At 39.4% G+C, this 21,422-nt stretch carries 16 protein-coding genes; 12 read left to right on the top strand and 4 right to left on the bottom strand.

Annotated features, from left to right (window positions below):
* Window positions 1–416 precede the first annotated feature (416 nt).
* Window positions 417–3,044 (bottom strand): DEAD/DEAH box helicase, encoded by a 2,628-nt coding sequence (locus AW17_RS19160; RefSeq protein WP_051691972.1) that lies wholly within the window; start codon window positions 3,042–3,044, stop codon window positions 417–419.
* A gap of 209 nt (window positions 3,045–3,253) precedes the next feature.
* Between AW17_RS19160 and truA the strand changes: the two genes are divergently transcribed.
* The 5 genes from truA to rlmF all read left to right on the top strand — a co-directional run bounded on the left by truA (window position 3,254) and on the right by rlmF (window position 9,596).
* Window positions 3,254–4,006 carry a tRNA pseudouridine(38-40) synthase TruA gene (gene truA / locus AW17_RS19155; RefSeq protein ID WP_029279052.1) on the top strand — a complete coding sequence of 251 codons (753 nt, stop codon included), beginning with the start codon at window positions 3,254–3,256 and terminating at the stop codon, window positions 4,004–4,006.
* Window positions 4,007–4,155: 149 nt separating this feature from the next.
* Entirely contained in the window at window positions 4,156–5,925 is a 1,770-nt protein-coding gene (locus AW17_RS19150) for an ABC transporter ATP-binding protein (RefSeq protein WP_029279050.1), read from the top strand.
* Window positions 5,926–5,982: 57 nt separating this feature from the next.
* On the top strand, window positions 5,983–7,008 hold the full coding sequence (locus AW17_RS19145; protein WP_029279047.1) for an isoaspartyl peptidase/L-asparaginase family protein: 1,026 nt from the start codon (window positions 5,983–5,985) through the stop codon (window positions 7,006–7,008).
* Window positions 7,009–7,073: 65 nt separating this feature from the next.
* Window positions 7,074–8,360: a C4-dicarboxylate transporter DctA gene (dctA, locus tag AW17_RS19140; RefSeq protein WP_029279045.1), complete on the top strand. Its 1,287-nt coding sequence runs from the start codon at window positions 7,074–7,076 to the stop codon at window positions 8,358–8,360.
* 219 nt (window positions 8,361–8,579) lie between these two features.
* Entirely contained in the window at window positions 8,580–9,596 is a 1,017-nt protein-coding gene (gene rlmF, locus AW17_RS19135) for a 23S rRNA (adenine(1618)-N(6))-methyltransferase RlmF (RefSeq protein ID WP_029279043.1), read from the top strand.
* Window positions 9,597–9,995: 399 nt separating this feature from the next.
* On the opposite strand, the gene AW17_RS19130 is transcribed toward rlmF, so the two are convergent.
* From AW17_RS19130 to AW17_RS19120, 3 genes are all read right to left on the bottom strand, one after another.
* Window positions 9,996–10,685, bottom strand: a complete 690-nt coding sequence (locus AW17_RS19130; protein WP_029279041.1) for a VIT1/CCC1 transporter family protein — start codon at window positions 10,683–10,685, stop codon at window positions 9,996–9,998.
* Window positions 10,686–10,812: 127 nt separating this feature from the next.
* Window positions 10,813–11,241, bottom strand: a complete 429-nt coding sequence (locus tag AW17_RS19125) for a cupin domain-containing protein (protein ID WP_083488777.1) — start codon at window positions 11,239–11,241, stop codon at window positions 10,813–10,815.
* A 270-nt stretch (window positions 11,242–11,511) separates the two neighbouring features.
* Entirely contained in the window at window positions 11,512–11,751 is a 240-nt protein-coding gene (locus tag AW17_RS19120) for a hypothetical protein (protein WP_029279036.1), read from the bottom strand.
* A 38-nt stretch (window positions 11,752–11,789) separates the two neighbouring features.
* Here AW17_RS19120 and sucD point away from each other — a divergent pair, with 38 nt between their 5' ends.
* From sucD to AW17_RS19090, 7 genes are all read left to right on the top strand, one after another.
* Window positions 11,790–12,662, top strand: coding sequence for a succinate--CoA ligase subunit alpha (gene sucD, locus AW17_RS19115; protein ID WP_029279034.1), 873 nt, complete (start codon window positions 11,790–11,792; stop codon window positions 12,660–12,662).
* A 471-nt stretch (window positions 12,663–13,133) separates the two neighbouring features.
* Window positions 13,134–13,637: a methionine-R-sulfoxide reductase gene (locus AW17_RS19110; protein ID WP_029279033.1), complete on the top strand. Its 504-nt coding sequence runs from the start codon at window positions 13,134–13,136 to the stop codon at window positions 13,635–13,637.
* Window positions 13,638–13,781: 144 nt separating this feature from the next.
* Window positions 13,782–14,162 carry a septal ring lytic transglycosylase RlpA family protein gene (locus tag AW17_RS19105; protein ID WP_029279031.1) on the top strand — a complete coding sequence of 127 codons (381 nt, stop codon included), beginning with the start codon at window positions 13,782–13,784 and terminating at the stop codon, window positions 14,160–14,162.
* 454 nt (window positions 14,163–14,616) lie between these two features.
* Window positions 14,617–15,588: a ribonucleoside-diphosphate reductase small subunit gene (locus AW17_RS19100; protein ID WP_025145778.1), complete on the top strand. Its 972-nt coding sequence runs from the start codon at window positions 14,617–14,619 to the stop codon at window positions 15,586–15,588.
* Window positions 15,589–15,766: 178 nt separating this feature from the next.
* The gene (locus tag AW17_RS19095; RefSeq protein ID WP_029279029.1) at window positions 15,767–18,151 is read left to right on the top strand and encodes a ribonucleoside-diphosphate reductase subunit alpha; all 2,385 of its coding nucleotides are present in this window, start codon (window positions 15,767–15,769) and stop codon (window positions 18,149–18,151) included.
* Between the two features lie 192 nt (window positions 18,152–18,343).
* Window positions 18,344–18,565, top strand: a complete 222-nt coding sequence (locus AW17_RS23805) for a cysteine-rich CWC family protein (protein ID WP_083488776.1) — start codon at window positions 18,344–18,346, stop codon at window positions 18,563–18,565.
* A 539-nt stretch (window positions 18,566–19,104) separates the two neighbouring features.
* Window positions 19,105–21,072 carry an SPFH domain-containing protein gene (locus AW17_RS19090; protein WP_029279026.1) on the top strand — a complete coding sequence of 656 codons (1,968 nt, stop codon included), beginning with the start codon at window positions 19,105–19,107 and terminating at the stop codon, window positions 21,070–21,072.
* Window positions 21,073–21,422 lie beyond the last annotated feature (350 nt).

The following is a 21,422-nucleotide window of genomic DNA, read 5'->3' as shown; positions in this document are numbered from 1 at the left end:
CAGGGAAATCGCTTTTAACTTTTCTCTGATAATTCTTCCTCTTTCTGCGCATACCTAAGCATTATGTTTGCCACAGAAGCACGAAAACACGGAAAAATTTACTTCTTCTCCGTGATTTCTGTGTTTCCGTGGCTAATTAATTTTTGCACATTTTTTAAAAGCGATTTCCCTGGGCCATATAAGCTTACATGTTCTTATATGGGGTGAATTTCTTGCTATAGCGTGCACTGTACAATACCTTTTGAATGTTTCGAGATATTTGTGTCGATTTTTATAGCGTAATAACGTCCCGGGCTTGCCTCGGGATGTTATTACTCGAATAAATTATCCTCTAGGATGAGAAGATCTAACAATTTGTTTAACACTGCTGCGATCATCTTCGATTTATAAAAGGTTTAGCTTTAAATAGTTAATGCTTATACATTTGGTAATTTAAAACGCATTACAATTTCTCCTGTTGCTTCATCAAATTCCATTTTTCTGTTTTCCAAGCCGTTGGTACTGCCTGTTGCCATTTTATACAGGCCAGATAAAAAATCAAGCCCATGGTTCATCACTTGTTCCATTTGCTGTGCTTTTATTTTCTGGTCTATAATGGGTTGTTGTATTTCATCTATATTTTTTTCGCTAGTTTCTTCTTCTTCAATCAATACGTAATTGGTAATTAACTCCTTATCAGCTGTATTTTCTTGTAATACTTCTTCTTCAATGGGTGGTTTTTCTATTGTTACAAACCCGTTTATGGCTTCTTCTAGCTGTTGTAAAAACTGTGCCCTGCCCGACGCTGAAAAATCTACTTCATCAGTGCCATTTCCATTATTTAATACGCTATCGAATAGATTTTGTTTAAGATTAAGTCCAGATGCAATTTTAATTTCAATTGAGTTTTTGGTAATGAAATTGATTACATTTAGGTGTTTGCTGCGTTGTCCAAGCCTATCAATGCGACCTACGCGCTGGTTTTTCTTCGCGGGGTTCCAGGGTACTTCAAAATTAATTACCGTATCGGCTACTTGTAGGTTTAAACCTGCTCCTCCTGCTTCTGTTGATAGGAAAACGCTGCAGTTGGGGTCGGCTTCGAACTTTTTAACTAGGGCATCCCTATTTTTTATAGCTACCTTGCCACTTAACATAGCAAAGCCAATACCATTTTCGTGCAACATTTTTCCAATAAGATTTAACATCGTTACCCACTCAGAAAAAATAATAATTTTGCTTCCGCTATTTTTAATGTCGAGTTTTTCTAAAAGCATATCCTTTAATTCTACCAGTTTTGGAGAATAATATGTTTCCTTATCAATCAGAAAAGTAGAATTGCATACCATACGCATATTGTTCATCAACAACATCAATTTCTGCATATCGAATGGCGAAATAAATTTTTTAGTAATGATGGAGGCAACGCCTCTTGCAAAATTGGCGTGTAATATTTCTTGCTCCAAATGCATCTCTACCGGGATGGTAATTTCGGTTATTTGAGGCAAATCTTTAATTACGTTATGTTTTTCTCTGCGAAGCAAAATAGGTTGTAATCTTTCATTTAGCTGTTGAAGGTTATAATACCCGGTAATTTTATCAGTTTTACTTTCATCGAAATAACAGTGTTGATAAGAAAACTCCCACAATGGGCTTAAAAAATGAGGTTCAATAAATTGTACAATCGAGTATAAATCAATCAAACGGTTTTCGATAGGTGTGCCTGTAATAACGAGGGCATGCTTTTTTTGCAGTTTTTTTATACTTTGCGCCGCTAGGGTATTAAAGTTTTTTATTTTTTGTGCTTCGTCTAAAATAATAAAATCGGCGCCCATCCGGTTAATAACCAAACAATCGCGCATTACGGTTTCATAATTAACAATTACGAAATAGGCTTTGCTTTTCTGGTAAATTTCTGCTCTTGCTTGGGGCATTCCATCGGCAATTACTGCAGTTTCGTGGCAAAACTTTTCTATTTCCTGCTTCCACTGTTCTTTTAGGGATGCCGGACAAACAATCAATGTTTTTTTAAAACCAAAAATCTTCTTTTTTTGTACAGCCGTTGTTATGGCCTGTATAGTTTTACCAAGTCCCATTTCATCGGCCAGTATGGCGCCCGATTTGAATGTGGCAAACCTGACACCTTCTTTTTGATAGGGAAATAAATCGGCTTTTATAATAGAAAAATCAATTTTTTCATTGGTTGTAGCATTTTTGAGCATATCTTCATCCCAGGCTTTTTGTATTTTTTCTTCCACCTCTGGTCTAATGGTGATTTGTTTAAAATCGACCGCTTCACGAATAAATGCTGTAAAATCTTTTATCTTTTCTGGTTCTATATAATTTTTGCTTCCAAAGTATTTGTTTAGTAAAAGCTCAATTTCGGGCTTTAACGGGTGTGGATAATGCCAAGTAATGCGGTAATCGTTTTGTGGGTCTAAAAAAATTTCAACAAAAGGATAGGTTTTGCTTAGTTTTTTAAATTGGATGGTATCGGCCTTAAGTTTTTTAAAGGCGTATATTAAATGCTTGGTTGTGCCCAGTTTATTGGTTTGTAAATCAGGATTGTTGATATAACCTGTTTCATCATCAAAATTTCGTAGTGTAACTTTATAGCTGTGCCCTTTTTCGTTAATTAAGGTGTGTTCGCCATAAATGTTATCGGCATAAATCAAATTATATTTAGCCTTATCGGCCTTTGTAATGCGCTCGGCAAGCACTCTTTTAATCATCCCCTCACGGGTATAACTTTTGCCCGTTTGGGGCGTTTTTGCCAATGGTTTGTTAAATTCTTCTATCATTTGCAACAAAGAGGCAAATGCATAACTATCCCATTCGCAAAGTTTGTTTTTTTGAAAATAATTAACAGTTTCGTTATCATCAACGGTAATTTTTACCTCAATATCAGTATCTTCATCATTAACCAATAGCTCGAAAGCTTGTGCAGAGCGTGTAAGTAGTTGGCATGAGCCGTTTAAATACAAGGTTTGGACTTTTTTGTATATAGCTGGCGCTGAATTAAACTTTTCTTTAAGTTGCTGGATTTGTTTTTTAAATATTTCGACCATTTTTTCAGTTCAGTTTTTGTGGATTAAAGATATGTATTTAAAGGGTTTTATTAATGATTTATAGAAAATTTAGAGAAATAGAATGCTTCAGGTCAGTAGCATTTTTGTTTTTAACTCCTCCTAAGCTATTTAATATTTTATAGTCGAAATATATTAATTCCAATTTACTGCACCATCTAGTAAAAGGAAAAAAGTATTTTTGCATCGCTTTGAGTAAAAAAAGGTACTTCATCCAATTGGCTTATGATGGCAGCTTATACCATGGCTGGCAAACACAACCTAATGCAATCACCGTTCAGGAATTGTTAGATAAGGCTATGTCTGTTTTTTTTAGGCAGCCTATCGAAACTTTGGGCTGCGGCAGAACGGATGCTGGCGTACATGCTACTGATTTTTATGCCCATTTTGATGTTGAAAATGTAGAAGAAACAAAGGTTTTAAGCGCAGTAACCGGTATTAATGCCATGCTGCCTTACCAAATTGCAGCAAAACGGATTATACCGGTACATGATGATGCCCATGCCCGCTTTGATGCCACTGCCCGTGCTTATAAATATTACCTTCACTTCGAAAAGAATCCTTTCAAACTTAACCGATCGTGGTTGGTTAAAGATAAATTGGATGTAGAAGCAATGAACGAGGCAGCGGCACTGTTATTAAATTATACCGATTTTTCGTGTTTCAGTAAATCAAACACGCAAACTTTTACCAATAATTGTAAAATAAGCAAAGCCGTTTTCGAGCAGCAGGAAGATGGATTAGTTTTTACCATTCAGGCTGACCGTTTTCTACGCAACATGGTAAGAGCCATTATGGGTACTTTGGTACAGATCGGTAAAAAAGAAATAAATTTAACAGATTTTAAAGCAATAATAGAAAGTAAAAACCGCAGTAAGGCTGGGCAATCGGTGCCTGCCTGCGGTTTGTATTTAGTGAAGATAGAATACGATTATATAAGGTAGAAGGTTAAAGGCGTAAGGCGGAAGGTACAGCGACCGCCATGAAAGAAATAGAAGGCTAGGTCGCCACTTTATTAGAAAGATATTAGTATTTGATTTTTTAAGATTGCGTAAGGCCTTAAACCCTAAACCTTACACCCTAAACCCTAAACATGGCAGTTACAGGAGACGTATACAACACCAGATTACTGAAACGTATTTTTCAATACGTAAAGCCTTACCGTGCCGTTTTTGTGTGGTCGGTTATTTTAACCATTCTGCTTGCGGCTATTTCTCCGGTACGTCCGTTTTTAATTAAGTATACGCTTGATCATTATATTTTAACAGGAAATTATTCTGGCCTGGTGAATATGACCATGTTGATGATCTTTATGTTGATCTTACAAACTTTGATTCAATATAACCACACGCTTTTAACCAATACATTGGGTCAATCGGTTATCCGCGATCTTCGGATCAATGTTTTTAACCACATTACAAAACTCCGCCTAAAATTCTTCGATAAAACGCCCATCGGACAATTAATTACCAGAACTGTTTCCGATTTGGAAACTATTGCCGATATCTTTTCGGAAGGTTTAATCTCGATGATAGGCGATAGTTTGCAGGTGGTGGTGATTGTGTGCGTCATGTTATATACCGATTGGCAATTGAGTTTAGTGGTGCTTTTGCCCATTCCATTGTTGATTATTGCTACCCGGAAATTCCAGAAAGCGATTAAAGTGGCTTTTCAGGAAATTAGAAATGAGGTTTCTAACCTGAATACTTTTTTGCAAGAACACATTACGGGTGTATCTATTGTGCAGTACTTTGCCAGGGAGAAACAGGAATACAGAAAATTCTACGCCATTAACAAGCGCTATCGTGATGCTAATATCCGCTCTAACTGGTATTATTCTATCTTTTTTCCCGTGGTGGAGTTAATCTCGGCCATGTCGCTGGGTTTGTTGGTGTGGTACGGCGCAAAAAGTATTCTTTCCAAACCGTTGGATGTAACGCCTGGAACCATCACACAGTTTATTATGTATCTGGGTATGGTATTTACACCGATCCGCCAGTTGGCCGATAAGTTTAATACGCTGCAGATGGGAATGGTGGGTGCCGAACGTGTTTTTAAAGTTTTAGATACTGATGAAACTACGCCAAATACGGGGACGCAAAAGCCAACCAAATTAGACGGAAATATTAAATTCGAAAAGGTTTGGTTTGCCTATAACGACGAAAACTACGTGCTGAAAGACCTTACATTCGAAGTGAAGGCTGGCGAAACTGTGGCCTTGGTAGGAGCAACGGGTGCCGGTAAATCTTCCACAATTAATATCCTGAACCGTTTTTATGAAGTGAAAAAGGGAGATATCACCGTAGACGGCATTCATATCGAAGATTTTGATCTGGATTATTTAAGGGGCAATATTGCTACTGTACTTCAGGATGTTTTCTTGTTTTCGGATACCATTTTAAACAACATTACACTAAATAACCCCCAAATTACCATCGAAGAAGTGGTGAATGCTGCCAAAAAAGTTGGTGCGCATGATTTTATCGAACGTTTACCGGGTGGCTATCAATATAACGTGATGGAAAGAGGTGCTACACTCTCAGCTGGTCAGGCCCAGTTGATTTCGTTTATCCGTGCCCTCGTGCATAATCCGGCTATTTTGGTTTTAGATGAAGCCACTTCATCAGTGGATACCGAAACAGAATTATTGATCCAGAAAGCCATTGATAACTTGATGGAAGGTAGAACTTCGATTGTAATTGCCCACCGTTTATCCACCATTCAAAAGGCCGATCAGATTATTGTGCTCGATAAGGGTGAGATTAAAGAAAAAGGCACGCATCAACAGCTGTTAAAATTAAATGGCTACTATAAAAAGCTTTACGATCTGCAGTTCTCATCCAAAGGGATAGCCAAAGTTTAAACGCATTTATTCTCAAGGATTTTCTTAATTTAACGGCTTCTTAAACCCCATAGGAAGATGAAACGGTTAAAATTACTTGCCTTGTTCTTGTTTTCGGCTTTAGCCTTGCAGGTTTCTGCACAACAGAAAAAATATGTAATGGTGATTCACGGTGGTGCCGGCACCATTCTCAAAAAGAACATGAGTCCCGAAAAAGAGACTGCTTATATCGCTGCCTTAACAAAAGCATTAAATGCAGGTTATGCAGAAATTAAAGCAGGTAAATCGAGCCTCGATGCTGTTGAAGCAACCATTCACGTTTTAGAAAACGATCCACATTTTAATGCCGGCAAAGGTGCTGTTTTTACACATGATGGCAGAAATGAGCTCGACGCCGCAATAATGGATGGAAAAACCTTAATGGCGGGATCTGTTGCGGGGGTAACTACCATAAAAAATCCAATTTCTGCTGCCAGGGCCGTGATGGAAAAATCCGAGCATGTAATGATGGTTGGCGCAGGTGCCGATCAGTTTGCAAAAGAGGTGGGATTGGAAATCGTAGATCCTAAATATTTCTGGACTAAGGAACGTTGGGATGGCTTACAACAGGCCATTAAAGAAGATTCTACCAAAGCGGTGTTAGATCATGGAAGTAAAAAATCGGAATTATTTGGAATTAAAAACCACGATTACAAATTCGGCACGGTGGGTTGCGTGGCTTTAGATCAGGCTGGAAACCTGGCAGCGGGAACTTCAACCGGTGGTATGACGAACAAAAAATACGGACGTGTGGGCGATGCACCAATTATAGGGGCAGGTACCTACTGCAATAATGAAACAGCAGGTATTTCCTGTACCGGCTGGGGCGAGTTTTATATCCGTAATGTGGTGGCAAAAACGATTTCCGATTTAATGGAATATAAGGGCCTATCTGTTACAGAGGCATCGAAACTTGCCTTAGATAAAGTAGGTAAAATGGGTGGCGACGGTGGTTTAATTGCTTTAGATAAAAAAGGAAATATGACTATGCCCTTTAATACCGAGGGGATGTATAGAGGTGCAATTACTGCCGACGGGAAAATTGAGGTCAGTATTTATAAATAAAATTATTTTAAGCTTACTGTCTGTTCATTATTCAATAGCAAGCCAAAACACCTAAAAAAATAAAGATGACATTTATAGAACTTGTAAAAAAAGTATTCTCCAATTTAACCTTTCAGGTTATCATAGCCATCATAATAGGGATTAATGTTGGGATTTTCTTCCCCGGTTTTGCACCTACAGCTAAATTGATCAGTCAGGGTTTTATCAACCTGATTAGCATGTTAATTGCACCAATTATATTCTTTACTATTGTTTTAGGAATCGCACACATGGGCGATATGAAAAAAGTAGGCAGGGTAGGGGGCAAAGCATTGTTATATTTCGAAATTGTAAGCACAGTGGCTATTGCAATTGGTTTAGTGGTGGCCAATGTTTTAAAGCCAGGTGCCGGAATGATAACCAAGGCTAGCGATGCTACAAAAATTGTTGGTTATGCCGAGCAGGCAAAAGATATGAACTGGGCAGAATTCTTTCTGCATATTATCCCGCATAATGTGATTGCCGCTTTTGCTGAGGGAAATATTTTACAGATTTTGCTGTTTGCCATTCTTTTTGGTTATGGTTTAAATAAATTAGGAGGAGAGGGAACAAGCGTTTTAAATGCCTTCGATAAAATATCGAAAGTACTCTTCAAAATTATGAAGGTGATTATGCGTTTAGCGCCAATTGGTGCTTTCGGCGGGATGGCTTTTAGCATCGGTACCCATGGTTTGGAAAGTTTAGTGGGCATGGCCAAACTGATGGGCTCGGTTTATTTAACCTGCATCCTGTTCATTTTTATTGTTTTAAATGGAATTTGCCGCTACTATAACTTTAGCTTGTGGGCTTACCTGAAGTATATCCGACAGGAAATTTTAATTGTACTGGGTACTTCTTCTTCCGAATCGGCACTGCCAAGCATGATGCAGAAAATGGAAGCTATTGGGTGTGATAAATCGGTTGTTGGCTTGGTTATCCCTACCGGCTATTCTTTTAATCTTGATGGAACTGCAATTTACCTGGCCATGGCTGTTATATTTCTTTGTCAGGTTTTTCATGTCGATTTATCCTTAGGTCAGCAGATTACAGTTTTAGGTGTGCTCATGGTTACTTCTAAAGGTGCAGCTGGGGTAACGGGGAGTGGTTTTATTGTTTTGGTATCAACCTTAACCGCTTTGAAAATTATGCCGATAGAACATATCTCCATATTAATTGGTGTAGACCGTTTTATGAGCGAGGCCAGAGCCATAACCAATGTAATCGGAAACGGCGTGGCCACCATAGTAATTGCTAAAAGTGAAAACCAGTTTGATGAGGCAAAGTATCAGAAAGCAATTCAGCCTGCAATGATAGAAAAAGCAGAGGAGGTGTAGTTTGGAGTTTTCAGTTGTGAATTTTCAGTTCTGGGTGCAGATAATTTAGCCACGGAAGCACAGAAATCACGGAAAATTTCTTGCATTTATGTTATAGTAAATCTTTGTTTTTATAGCACATGCAAAGCCTTCTACCTTCAACCTTCACACCTTCAACCTTTTTTATGTACCTTTGTGCTAGAAACATGCACACAGCTTGTTTAATTAATCCATAGCACATTGGCTCAAGAAGAACAAAATAACCGCAAAGAAAAAAGCGAGTTACACCCACGCAACAAACACCGTTCGCGTTACAATTTCAAACAACTTATTGCAATCTCAAAAGAATTAAAACGTTTCGTTTTTAAAAACGAACACAATGATGATTCTATCGATTTTGCAGATCAAAGCGCCGTTAAAGCACTTAATAGGGCATTGTTGAAATATTTTTATAACATTTCACAATGGGACATTCCTCAGGATTTTCTTTGTCCGCCTATTCCGGGCCGGGCCGATTATATTCACTATGTTGCCGATCTATTAGGGTCAAGCAATAAAGGTAAAAACCCTAAAGGAGCTAATATTAATGTATTGGATATTGGTGTAGGTGCAAACTGTATCTACCCGATTATTGGTCACCAGGAATATGGCTGGAGTTTCGTAGGTTCTGAGATCGATCCACTTTCGGTCGATTCGGCTAAGCGCATTATCGAAGCCAATAAACCATTACAAGGGGCAGTAGAAATCCGTCAGCAATCTTCAAAAATGGGTATTTTTAGAGGTATTGTAGGTGGTAAAGAAAGGTTCGATGCCGTGGTTTGTAACCCACCGTTTCATGCTTCCTTAAAAGAAGCCGAGCAAGGTACCCGTCAGAAATGGCGTAACCTGGGCGGAAATGAAAAGGAGGTAAAACACGTATTAAACTTTGGTGGTAACAAGGCCGAGCTTTGGTGTCCGGGTGGTGAGCGTGCTTTCGTAGAGCAAATGATTATCCAGAGTGAGCAGATCAAAAATCAGGTTTTATGGTTTACCTCATTGGTATCAAAAAGTGCCAACTTAAAAAGTATCTACAGCGCATTGGTTAAAGCAAATGCTTTTGAGGTAACCACCGTTCAAATGAGCCAGGGACAAAAAATAAGCCGTTTCGTAGCATGGACTTTCCATGACGAAGCTGCACAGGCCGAATGGGTAAAAGGTTGGAAAACTGAACCAAAACCAAAGGTAGAAAAGCCTAAGTCTGAAGCTAAAAGTCTTTAGTGTAATAAATAGTAAAACAAAGCCGGATCAATGATTAAAGTTGGCCCGGCTTTTTACGTTAGTCGGGATTTGCAATCCCGATTCAGGTGTTAAGGATTTGTAATCCTCTTAGGTGGATTATAGATCCACAGTTCAAGGGTCGGGAAAACATTTCCCGACCAACCTATGGGTAAAAGCCTGGAAAACTGAACCAAAACCTAAAGCAGATAGTCCTAAAGCTGAAGCTAAAAGTCTTTCTGATAAATAATAAAGTAAAGCCGGATTAACGATTAAAGTTAGCCCGGCTTTTTACGTTAGTCGGGATTTGCAATCCCGATTTGAGAACTAAGGATTTATAATCCTTTAATTGAATGCTAGATTCACAATATTGCGTACTGCAACTATAGAACTGCCTACTGATTAACTGGTCCTGGCCTCGAAAATATACCCAGCCAGAGCGGTTACTACCATGGCAACCGTTCCCCAGAAACAAATCCGTAATATCCCTTTAATCATACTAGAGCCCCCTGCCTTTGCTGCAATTGCGCCCGATAAAGCTAAGAATACAATAGCAAACCCATATTGATAAAACACCATCAATTTTATCGGCGCAAGAAAAGCAACTAAAAAAGGTAAAATACCACCGGTAATAAAGGAGGCTCCAGATGCAAAAGCAGCTTGAAGCGGTTTGGGTTGTGTAATTTCGTTAATACCCAGTTCATCTCTGGCATGTGTTCCTAAGGCATCTTTCTCGGTCAATTTTATGGCTACCTGCATGGCCAGATCTTCATCAAGCCCCTGCACAACATATATCTTAGCGAGCTCTTTCAGCTCCAATTCGGGCATGGTTTCGAGTTCTATTTTCTCCCGTGCAAGATCTGCTTTTTCAATGTCAGCCTGAGAACTTACGGAAACATATTCTCCTGCTGCCATAGATAATGCTCCTGCAACCAAACCGGCCAGTGCCGCTAATACAATCGGACTTCTGGTATCGCTCGCTGCGGCAATGCCAATAACCAAACTGGTTGTAGAAATAATGCCGTCGTTGGCACCAAGCACTGCCGCCCTTAGCCAGCCCGTTCTATTGGTATAATGTTTTTCCAGTTCCATTTTTGCTAATGTGTTCTAGTTGTAGGTCTAATGTCCCCCTTTGAAGGGGGCAGGGGGATGAAAAATAGCGCTATCCTTCCCTTATCCCTTCCGAAGGGGGAGGGAAGTGGCTTAGGTTCGAATATCATCATTTCTTCTCGTAAACAATCATAATAGTCAAATCATTACCGGCATTTGGGGCAATACCATGCGAGCTACCTGGGCGGGTTAAAATGGCATCACCAGGTTTAACCGCAAAAGTTTTTCCATTCATCTGCATGGTTCCGTTTCCGCTGAGTACGTAATAAATCTCATCTTCTTTTTGCAAATGATAGCCGATAGAGGAGCCCGATTTTAAAGTTCTTTTTCGGAATGCTGTTTTAAGATTTTTGGCATCACTAAAAAAGTTAAAGCCGATGGTTTTACCCCCGCCGTTATGCGTACCAGGTTCCTCTTTGGCTACTTCAATATCGTTCTGGAGGATGTATTTGCTGGTATCGGTACTTTGTGCGCTGGTCTTAACTGAAATAAAGGTTGCAACAAAAAAGGTTACGATTGGGATTAGCTTCTTGATCATATACGTTTTATAATTGGCTTAAAGCTTCGTCTGGGTTTTTAGACTTTCCGCTTTGGTCTTTAGACTTTCCGCTCAAAAAGTAAATTTAGGCGTTTTGCATGGATGTTGCCACAAGTATCAGCACTTTGTTACTAAACCCGATCGCAGTGGTTCCGATTCTTCATCGGAAAAAATGGAGAGCGGGACTGAACTCCTCCAAAAGCGCATGACTGCTCATTTCCTAATCCTAAATGTTAATATTTTGATTTGAAAACGAACGGTTTGTGGTGCTTAGGTGGGGTTCCGCCCTGCCATCCACTGTAGCTCCGATAGAAGAAATCGGAGGCTGTCGTTCCTGTCAGGTTTATAACCGAAAGGTCTGCTCCTGATATGGCGCCAAAAACGTTTATTTTGGTACCTCAACTTTAGTTCAGGATAAAGCGTATGGTGGGCTACAGCTGCCGTAAACCATTTCCTTACATTTTCCTGAAAAAACGGACTAAATAATATGGTTTTAGATTTGAATTCCATTACAATAATATTAGCTTTGCACAAAAAAATATTGATACATGAGCGTTTTAGTAAATAAAGATTCTAAGGTTATCGTTCAGGGTTTTACCGGAAACGAAGGAACTTACCACGCTGAGCAGATGCTGGCCTATGGTACAAACGTAGTTGGTGGTGTAACGCCTGGCAAAGGTGGGCAATTGCATTTAGATAAGCCTGTTTTTAATACTGTTAAAGATGCCGTTGATAAAACGGGTGCAAATGTATCTATCATTTTCGTGCCACCAGCTTTTGCTGCTGATGCAATTATGGAAGCTGCCGAAGGCGGTATTAAAGTTATTGTTTGTATTACTGAAGGTATCCCAACTAAAGATATGATTCAGGTTAAAGAATATATTGCAGACCGCGATGTTACACTTATCGGCCCTAACTGCCCGGGTGTAATTACTGCTGATGAAGCTAAAATTGGTATCATGCCAGGTTTTATCTTCAAAAAAGGTCATGTAGGCGTGGTTTCTAAATCAGGAACTTTAACTTACGAAGCGGTAGATCAGGTTGTTAAAGCTGGTTTAGGTATAACAACGGCTATCGGTATCGGTGGTGACCCAATTATTGGAACACCTACGGTAGAAGCAGTTAAATTATTAATGAACGATCCTGAAACTCATGGTATCATCATGATTGGTGAAATTGGTGGTGGAATGGAAGCAGAAGCTGCCCGTTGGATCAAAGAACATGGTACAAAACCAGTTGTTGGTTTCATCGCTGGTCAAACTGCGCCTCCGGGACGTAGAATGGGCCATGCCGGTGCTATTGTTGGCGGTGCTGATGATACTGCAGCTGCTAAAATGAAAATCATGCGCGAGTGTGGTATCCGTGTAGTAGAAAGTCCTGCTGAAATCGGTGCTGCAATGGCAGAAGAATTAGCAAAATAAGATTTAAAAATCTCTTTATAGAAAGCGTTTCGATTAATTTCGGGACGCTTTTTTGTTTGGCGCTATTTTTAACCGCAAAGGATGCAATTTATGTTTAACCACTAAGGCACAAAGAACACAAAGTTGGGGTGTTACTGCCGTCTTTCTTGTTATACCGTCATTCCCGCGCAGGCGGGAATCTTAATGCTTAAGGTTAAAGCCACTACCCCTTGTTTGAGTTTGCATCATAAAGACGATTTCAGCTCAGATGCTGTCATGTTGTCCAAAGGACTCCTGCGGAGAGCTTGTCGAAACACCCTTAAGAGTAGTTAAACAGGTCCTTCGACAAGCTCAGGATGACAATTTATATTTATGATACATCCTCTGTGCAGAAAAAGGAAATAACCCACCAACTTTGTCAGGGTGAGGTAAACACTAATACAAACCACTAAACCTGCAAACCAAAACAAAATCTATAGCGTATATTGAGGTATGAAAACGATGTTAAATAAACTATTTTTGGTTTCTGCTGTTGTTTTAATAACAGGTATTTCTGCTTGTGCCCAAAAGCAAGATAAGAAAGCCGTAAAACAATCGAAGGAAACAGAACAAATCATACCAAAAAAGAAAATGAACTGGAATCCACTAACACCCGAAGAAGAAAGAGTAATTGTAAATAAAGGTACAGAATACCCCGGTACAGGTAAATATGAACATACAACAGATAAAGGAACTTATACCTGTAAGCGTTGTAATGCGGCCTTATACCGTTCGGAAAGTAAGTTTGATGCACACTGCGGCTGGCCTGCTTTCGATGACGAAATTAAAGGCGCCGTAAAGCGTATTCCTGATGCCGATGGCTCACGTACAGAAATTATTTGCGCCAACTGTGGCGCGCATTTAGGGCACGTATTTTTGGGCGAAGGATTTACCAATAAAGACACCCGTCATTGCGTAAATTCGATCTCAATGAATTTCGTGCCAGATCAAAAATAAGGTGGATGTAGAAGGGTTAGGTAAGGGCGTACAGCGATAAGTTGTACGCCTTTTTTAATGCACAAAACCGGGCTGTTTTTCCACAAATTATTGATTATAAACTAAATGCTTATATTTGCAGGCTCGATAAAGAAAATTTAGCCTATGAAGTATCTACTGTTATTAAGTTTTTGTTTCCTGTTTTTACAAGGTAAAGCACAAGATTCTGATTCATCAAATGAACCGGATAGTATTAAAAAAACAGTTCTCGCCACTTATTATCACAGAAAATTCGAAGGCCGCCGCACCACCAGTGGCGCCAAATACCGGGCAAAAAAGCTAACCGCTGCCCATCGCACGCTGCCATTCGGCACCATGGTTACAGTAACCAATCCAGATAACGGAAAATCAGTAGTAGTAAAGGTAAATGACCGTGGTCCTTTCTCTAAAAGATTGGCTATAGATCTGTCTGAACGTGCTGCAAAACAGATCGGTATCTTCCATAAAGGCATAGCTAAAGTAAGCCTCAGTTATACGGTTGAGTGATACTCCTTTTGGCTCTATTTAGTGCCGATTATACCCCTCAAATTTAAGTTATTAACACTCATTTTGGTTTGCTAAGCCCTTGAAAAGAAACGATTAGCTTTTTTTTCGCTTGAAAATGATATTCGACTGATCGTTTTTCCCCAGCAATTGAACAGGGTGTTAACAACTTTGGTTCACAAAAAAGGGCCACCGTATATATATTTGTTATAACAAAGTTCTTTAACTTCTTGCGCTTGAAAACAAATATAAAAGCTTAGTTTTTAGTAATTTATACGTACATCACCTGATTGCAATTTTAAATTTTCCCTAACTAAAAACTCAGTTGTTTGTCAGGCAATAGGGTTAGCACTTTCACAACAGCGTTTTGATAAAAGACATTACAATCATCATATAAAATTGATGGATGCGTGCCTTTGTCGGCTCTGTTAAAAAAATAGAATTAAAATATCAGCGTATGGAACAGGAATTATTACTACAAGAAAACAAAGATAGATTTGTGCTTTTGCCGATTAAGTATCCGGCAATCTGGGAAATGTATAAAAAGACCGAAGCTAGTTTTTGGACTGCAGAAGAGATTGATCTTTCTGACGACCAGAAACACTGGGACAATTTAAACGATGGCGAAAGGCATTTCATTTCGCACATCCTTGCTTTCTTTTCTGCTAGTGATGGTATTGTGAACGAAAATCTTGCGGTAAACTTCATGAGTGAGGTTCAATTGCCAGAAGCACGTTGTTTTTATGGTTTCCAGATCATGATGGAAAACATCCATGCTGAAACTTATGCGCTGTTAATCGATACTTATATTAAAGATCCTGAAGAAAAAGACCGTTTGTTCCACGCCATCGATACCGTACCTGCGGTAAAAAGAAAAGCAGAATGGGCTTTACGTTGGATCGAAAACGGAACTTTTGCCGAACGTTTAGTGGCATTTGCTGCGGTTGAAGGTATTTTCTTCAGCGGAAGTTTCTGCTCTATTTTTTGGTTAAAGAAACGCGGTTTAATGCCGGGATTAACTTTCAGTAACGAGCTGATCTCGAGAGACGAAGGTTCACACTGCGAATTTGCTTGTTTACTTTACAGCATGTTGAGCAATAAATTAAGCGAAGAAGCAGTTCATGGCATTATTAGCGATGCTGTAGAAATTGAAAAGGAATTTATTACTGATGCATTACCAGTTGCGCTAATTGGTATGAATGCAAAATTAATGAGCCAGTATATCGAGTTTGTAGCCGACAGATGGTTACAGGAGCTGGGTTACAAAAAAATCTACAATGCAACCAATCCATTCGATTTTATGGAAATGATTTCATTGCAGGGTAAAACCAACTTCTTCGAGAAACGTGTTGGTGATTATCAGAAAAGTGGTGTATTAACCTCTGCTGATAACAACAAACAGGCGTTTTCTTTAGATGAAGATTTTTAAGGTAGAAGGTTAGAAGGTTGAGGGCAGAAGGTCTAATCTTGATACTAGATACTTAGATCTTTATACTTGTTACCTGCTACTCGATACTAATAAATAAATAACAAAAAATACAAAGTGATGATTAAGTCTTGATACTTGATACTCACGACTTAATAATAAAACTTAAATCTCATAAAATATGTTCGTACTAAAAAGAGATGGCCGCAAAGAGGCGGTACAATTTGACAAAATCACAGCTCGTATTCAAAAGTTGTGCTATAGTTTAAATTCAGATCTGGTAGATCCAATCGATGTAGCCAAAAAGGTTATCGAAGGTTTATACGATGGTGTAACAACATCTGAGTTGGACAACCTTGCTGCAGAAACGGCTGCCTCGTTAACAACAAAACACCCTGATTACGCTTTGTTAGCATCACGCATTGCGGTTTCCAACCTACATAAAAACACCACTAAATCATTCTCGGGTACGATGAAAATGTTGTACGAATATTTCGACCCGAAAGCGCAGAAAGATGCTCCTCTTATCGCTGATGATGTTTATGAGATTATAGAAAAAAACAAGGATATTTTAGATAGTTCTATCATTTATGACCGCGATTTCGGGTTCGATTATTTCGGTTTTAAAACGTTGGAAAAATCTTACCTTTTAAAAGTTAACGGTCAGATTGTAGAGCGCCCGCAACATTTGTTTATGCGTGTTTCTGTTGGTATCCACAAAGAAGATATCGAAAGCGCAATCAAAACCTATAATTTAATGAGCGAGCGTTGGTTTACGCATGCTACGCCAACTTTGTTTAATGCAGCTACACCAAAACCTCAAATGTCGTCATGTTTCTTGTTAACCATGCAGGATGATAGCATCGAAGGTATTTATGATACTTTAAAACAAACAGCTAAAATTTCGCAAAGTGCAGGTGGCATTGGTTTAAGCATCCACAACATCCGTGCAACAGGATCGTATATTGGTGGTACAAACGGTACAAGTAACGGTATTATTCCAATGTTACGTGTATTTAACGATACTGCACGTTACGTAGATCAGGGTGGAGGTAAACGTAAAGGTGCCTTTGCTATTTATTTAGAGCCTTGGCATGCAGATGTTTTCGAATTCTTAGATCTTCGTAAAAACCATGGTAAAGAAGAAATGCGTGCGCGCGATTTGTTCTATGCCCTTTGGATTAACGATTTGTTTATGCAACGTGTTAAAGATAATGGCGATTGGACATTATTCTGCCCGCACGAAGCACCAGGTTTGGCAGATTGTTTCGGTAAGGAATTCGAAGAATTATACGCTAAATATGAAGCAGAAGGCCGTGGCCGTAAAACCATTAAAGCACAAGAACTTTGGTTTGCCATTTTAGATTCGCAAATTGAAACTGGTACGCCTTACATGTTGTTTAAAGATGCAGCGAACAGCAAATCTAACCAACAGAATTTAGGTACCATTAAGAGCTCTAACTTGTGTACCGAAATTATCGAGTACACCTCTAAAGATGAAGTTGCGGTTTGTAACTTAGCATCGTTGGCATTGCCTCGTTTCGTAATCAATGGTGCTTTCGATCACCAAAAATTATACGATGTAACTTATCAGGCTACTTTAAACCTGAACAAAATCATTGATCATAACTATTATCCGGTGCCAGAAGCCGAAAACTCAAACATGCGCCATCGTCCCGTTGGTTTAGGTGTACAAGGTTTGGCTGATGCCTTTATCTTATTGCGTTTACCTTTTGAAAGTGATGAGGCTAAACGTTTAAATAAAGATATTTTCGAGACGATTTATTTCGCTTCGATGACGGCTTCGCACGATTTGGCTGTGAAAAATGGTCCTTACCAAACATTTAAAGGTTCGCCATTATCAAAAGGTAAATTCCAGTTCGATTTATGGAATGTTACACCAGATAGCGGCCGTTGGGACTGGAATGCATTGCGCAAAAAAGTAGTTAAGGATGGTGTGTACAACTCATTATTAGTTGCACCAATGCCAACTGCATCTACTTCTCAGATTTTAGGTAACAACGAATGTTTCGAACCATATACTTCTAACATTTACACCCGTCGTGTATTAAGCGGAGAGTTTGTAGTGGTAAACAAACACTTATTGAAAGACTTAGTAGCATTAGGTTTATGGAACAACGATATGAAAAACCAGATCATATTAGCTAACGGTTCAATCCAGGCTATTGATTCGATTCCAGATTACATTAAAGAATTGTACAAAACTGTTTGGGAGATCAAGATGCGTAATATCATCGATATGGCTGCCGATCGTGGTGCCTATATCTGCCAATCGCAATCGTTAAACTTGTTCGTAAACGCGCCAAATACATCAAAATTAACTTCAATGCACTTCTATGCATGGGAGAAAGGTTTAAAAACCGGTATGTATTACTTGCGTACACAAGCAGCGTCTCAGGCTGTTAAATTTACAGTAGAGAACCAGGGTGGAAAAGCAATTGAAGCGGTTATCCCTGCTGAAATGACACAAGATCAGGTGGCAGAAGAAATCGTTGACGGACCAGTTTGTTCAATGGAAGAAGGCTGTATCAGCTGCTCTGGTTAAACCCCTAAATCCCCTAAAGGGGACTTTTAAGAGCGACCGTCATGCCGAATTTATTTCAGCATCTATCAAACAAGATCCTGAAACAAGTTCAGGATGACGAATCTAATAATATCGTAAGGTTTTGGGCAAACGCTCAAAACCTTATTTTTTGTCCTTACTTTTGTATAACAATTAGGTTTCACCTTAAACCTTATGCCTTCAACCTTGAAACATAGCAAACACGAAATCATTCCTTGCGAACGGTGTAATAATGCTATTGAGTGCAAGGCAAATGCATATACCAAGTGCCAGTGTAGTGTGGTACAGCTCAGTATAAACGAAGTACAATATATATCCGAACGCTACGATGGCTGCCTCTGCGCCAAATGCCTGTTTGAGTTACAGCAAGAGTATCGTGTAGAAATAGGCATTTAATCTTTGTGTTTTCGTGCCTTTGTAGTCGAAATAGTTTGAAAAGCAAGTTCCTGTGCTTTTGGGTTGGTTCCTGTCCCGCTTTTCCTTCTGCCCCGATAAAAAACCGGGGGCATTCGTGCAATCGGGTTTAGTTTACTCAAGTTCTGTGTTCATCTGAAAATCGGTATTTCAAATCATTTTATTTAGCTTGCAATTCATGAAATGTGTCCCCCAATCTAGTCAATTGTATAGATCTAAAAAAGGACATGTTTTTCCTGTTAATTGTAATTTAGACATTTAAAATTTCCTTAGCTATATCCTAAAACCTAAAAGGTTAGTTTTTGGCGTTTATAAGCGTTCAGTTAGGGGATTCTTCAAAATGTCATCTGCAGGTGGTATTCTTGTGATAATCGATCCTGAGTCATCTTTGAGGGCTTAAAGCCAATAAAAAATAATTTAAAAATAAGTGTTAAAAATGGTAACAAAGCACTTAATTTGATATCTATATCGTGCTTGATAAATGGTTTATCAGGTTAAAAAAATAGAAAATATAAAAGATTATGGAAGCGCTCATTTCTAATTACTGGTGGGTTTTGGTGGCACTGTTGTGCATAGTTTTATACAAATATATTTTACGTTTCTTATTCGGGATGGTCATCGTTCCCGAAGATAGGATCGGGTTGATTACCAAAAAATTCGTGCTCTTTGGTTCCGACCGGGAGCTGCCCGATGGCCGCATCATCGCGGTTAAAGGAGAAGCCGGTTTCCAGGGAAAAACCTTAGCCCCAGGGTTGTATTTTGGGATGTGGTTTTGGCAGTACAGCGTAACAATGGAACAGTTTACCATTATTCCTGAAGGTAAAATCGGACTGATTATGGCCAAAGATGGTTCTGAAATCCCGACGGGGAATATCCTTGGGCAAAGGGTAGAGTCTGATAATTTTCAGGATGCGGTGAAGTTTCTCGAAAATGGCGGTCAGCGAGGCCGGCAAACGTCTTACATTACCTCGGGTTCTTATCGTATCAATACGATGCTGTTTCAGGTTTCGGTAACCGATATGATCAGGATTCAGGAAAGTATGGTAGGTATTGTAACCACGTTGGATGGTCTGCCCATTGAGGCCAACCAGATCGCTGGTAAACTGGTTGAAGGACACAACAACTTTCAGGATTTCGATGCCTTTATAAAACAAGGTGGTAATCGTGGTTTACAGCCTCAGGTAATTTTAGCAGGATCTTACAACCTTAATCCATGGGCCATTCAGTTGGAGGAAATCCCGATGACCGAAATCGCAATCGGTTACGTAGGCGTTGTAATTTCGTTTATTGGTACGGATGGAAATGATTTAACCGGTGCCGATTTTAAACACGGTAATATCGTTGGTAAAGGTTCTAAAGGTGTTTGGCTGGAACCACTTGGCCCTGGTAAATACCCAATTAACAAATACATTATGAAGGTAGAATTGGTGCCAACAACCAATTTGGTGTTAAACTGGGCATCAGCACGTAGCGAAGCACACAATCTGGATAAAAACCTGTCGACCATTACGGTACGTTCAAGAGATGGTTTCCCTTTCAATTTAGATGTGGCGCAGATCATCCACGTACCCACTACTGAGGCACCAAAGGTAATTGCCCGTTTCGGTAATATGGTTAATCTGGTTTCGCAGGTTTTAGAGCCTACAATTGGTAACTATTTCCGTAACTCGGCACAGGGAAGTGATGTGATTGCTTTCTTAAGTACCCGTAAAGAGCGTCAGGAATCGGCTAAAGAACACATCCGTAAAGTGCTTGATGAGTATAACGTAAATGCGGTTGATACGTTAATTGGTGATATTGTTCCGCCAGAATCGTTAATGAAAACCTTAACCGACCGTAAAATTGCAGAAGAACAAAAGGTTACTTACGAAACTCAAAAACAGGCGCAGGAAACTCGTCAGGGGATGGAGAAAGAAACCGCGATTGCCGATATGCAGAAAGATATTGTAAAAGCACAACAAAGTGTAGAGATTGCCGAACGCACCGCAAGTGCAACCGTGAAAAAATCGGAAGGGGATGCCGCTGGTGTAAAACTCGCAGTAGGAGCAGAGGCTGAGGCCACTAAAATGAGGGCACATGCAGAGGCTGAAGCCACCAAAGCCAGAGCGCAGGCCGATTCGGAAGCGATTAAGTTAAGGGCATCGGCAGAGGCTGAACAGATTTCGTTAACCGGTAATGCAGAAGCAGGTAAAATTTTAGCGGTAGGTAAATCAACCGCCGAAGCTTACGAACTTGCGGTGAAAGCTCTGGGCGGCGAAAACTTTACCCGTTACAAAATTACCGAAGAATTATCAAAAGGTAATGTGAAACTGATCCCTGATGTACTGATTGGTGGTAGTGGAGGTAATCACGGCGGTTCAGCAATGGATGGGCTGTTGGGATTGAAGTTGATGGAATTAATGGATCCGGAAAAACGTAAAGAAGTGGTAGCTGTTGCAGAAATTGTAGAAACAAAAACAAAACCTAAAAAGGACAATATAAACCCTTAATTTGGTTTTAAAGTAAAACGGAAAGCCTCGATGAGAATTGGGGCTTTTTCATTTTATCTCGCTCCTAAATTTTATTACCTTAAGCATAATTGTCAGTCTGAGCCTGTCGAAGACCTTTTATAATCGAAAAAAAACATTTGTCCTTCGACAAGCTACCATTAACAGAATCCAATAGAAAGATCGTCCTTTAGATTTGTTTTGATATTTTATTTAAGGATCACAAGTATTTACTTTGCTTAAATTATAAATCAGATTACCTAAAGCGGTAGCGGCACATTAAAAGTTCGTCAAGGTTTTTATGCCTATGAGATGATGCAATCCGCTACCGTTTTTTCCCTTAGTGACCAGAT

The organism is Pedobacter borealis DSM 19626 (assembly GCF_000708285.2).
Lineage (GTDB): Bacteria > Bacteroidota > Bacteroidia > Sphingobacteriales > Sphingobacteriaceae > Pedobacter > Pedobacter borealis.
Note: the sequence above shows the minus strand (reverse complement) of the source record. Positions and strands in the feature narration are given on the sequence as shown.

What these genes read in the sequence shown, in the direction of transcription:
- AW17_RS23805 (WP_083488776.1), top strand. Translation starts at nt 18,344, where the DNA reads ATGCCTTCAACCTTGAAACATAGCAAACACGAAATCATTCCTTGCGAA.
- AW17_RS19145 (WP_029279047.1), top strand. Translation starts at nt 5,983, where the DNA reads ATGAAACGGTTAAAATTACTTGCCTTGTTCTTGTTTTCGGCTTTAGCC.
- sucD (WP_029279034.1), top strand. Translation starts at nt 11,790, where the DNA reads ATGAGCGTTTTAGTAAATAAAGATTCTAAGGTTATCGTTCAGGGTTTT.
- AW17_RS19150 (WP_029279050.1), top strand. Translation starts at nt 4,156, where the DNA reads ATGGCAGTTACAGGAGACGTATACAACACCAGATTACTGAAACGTATT.
- dctA (WP_029279045.1), top strand. Translation starts at nt 7,074, where the DNA reads ATGACATTTATAGAACTTGTAAAAAAAGTATTCTCCAATTTAACCTTT.
- AW17_RS19130 (WP_029279041.1), bottom strand. Translation starts at nt 10,685, where the DNA reads ATGGAACTGGAAAAACATTATACCAATAGAACGGGCTGGCTAAGGGCG.
- AW17_RS19090 (WP_029279026.1), top strand. Translation starts at nt 19,105, where the DNA reads ATGGAAGCGCTCATTTCTAATTACTGGTGGGTTTTGGTGGCACTGTTG.
- AW17_RS19095 (WP_029279029.1), top strand. Translation starts at nt 15,767, where the DNA reads ATGTTCGTACTAAAAAGAGATGGCCGCAAAGAGGCGGTACAATTTGAC.
- AW17_RS19120 (WP_029279036.1), bottom strand. Translation starts at nt 11,751, where the DNA reads ATGGAATTCAAATCTAAAACCATATTATTTAGTCCGTTTTTTCAGGAA.
- AW17_RS19110 (WP_029279033.1), top strand. Translation starts at nt 13,134, where the DNA reads ATGAAAACGATGTTAAATAAACTATTTTTGGTTTCTGCTGTTGTTTTA.
- AW17_RS19125 (WP_083488777.1), bottom strand. Translation starts at nt 11,241, where the DNA reads ATGATCAAGAAGCTAATCCCAATCGTAACCTTTTTTGTTGCAACCTTT.
- AW17_RS19100 (WP_025145778.1), top strand. Translation starts at nt 14,617, where the DNA reads ATGGAACAGGAATTATTACTACAAGAAAACAAAGATAGATTTGTGCTT.
- AW17_RS19160 (WP_051691972.1), bottom strand. Translation starts at nt 3,044, where the DNA reads ATGGTCGAAATATTTAAAAAACAAATCCAGCAACTTAAAGAAAAGTTT.
- AW17_RS19105 (WP_029279031.1), top strand. Translation starts at nt 13,782, where the DNA reads ATGAAGTATCTACTGTTATTAAGTTTTTGTTTCCTGTTTTTACAAGGT.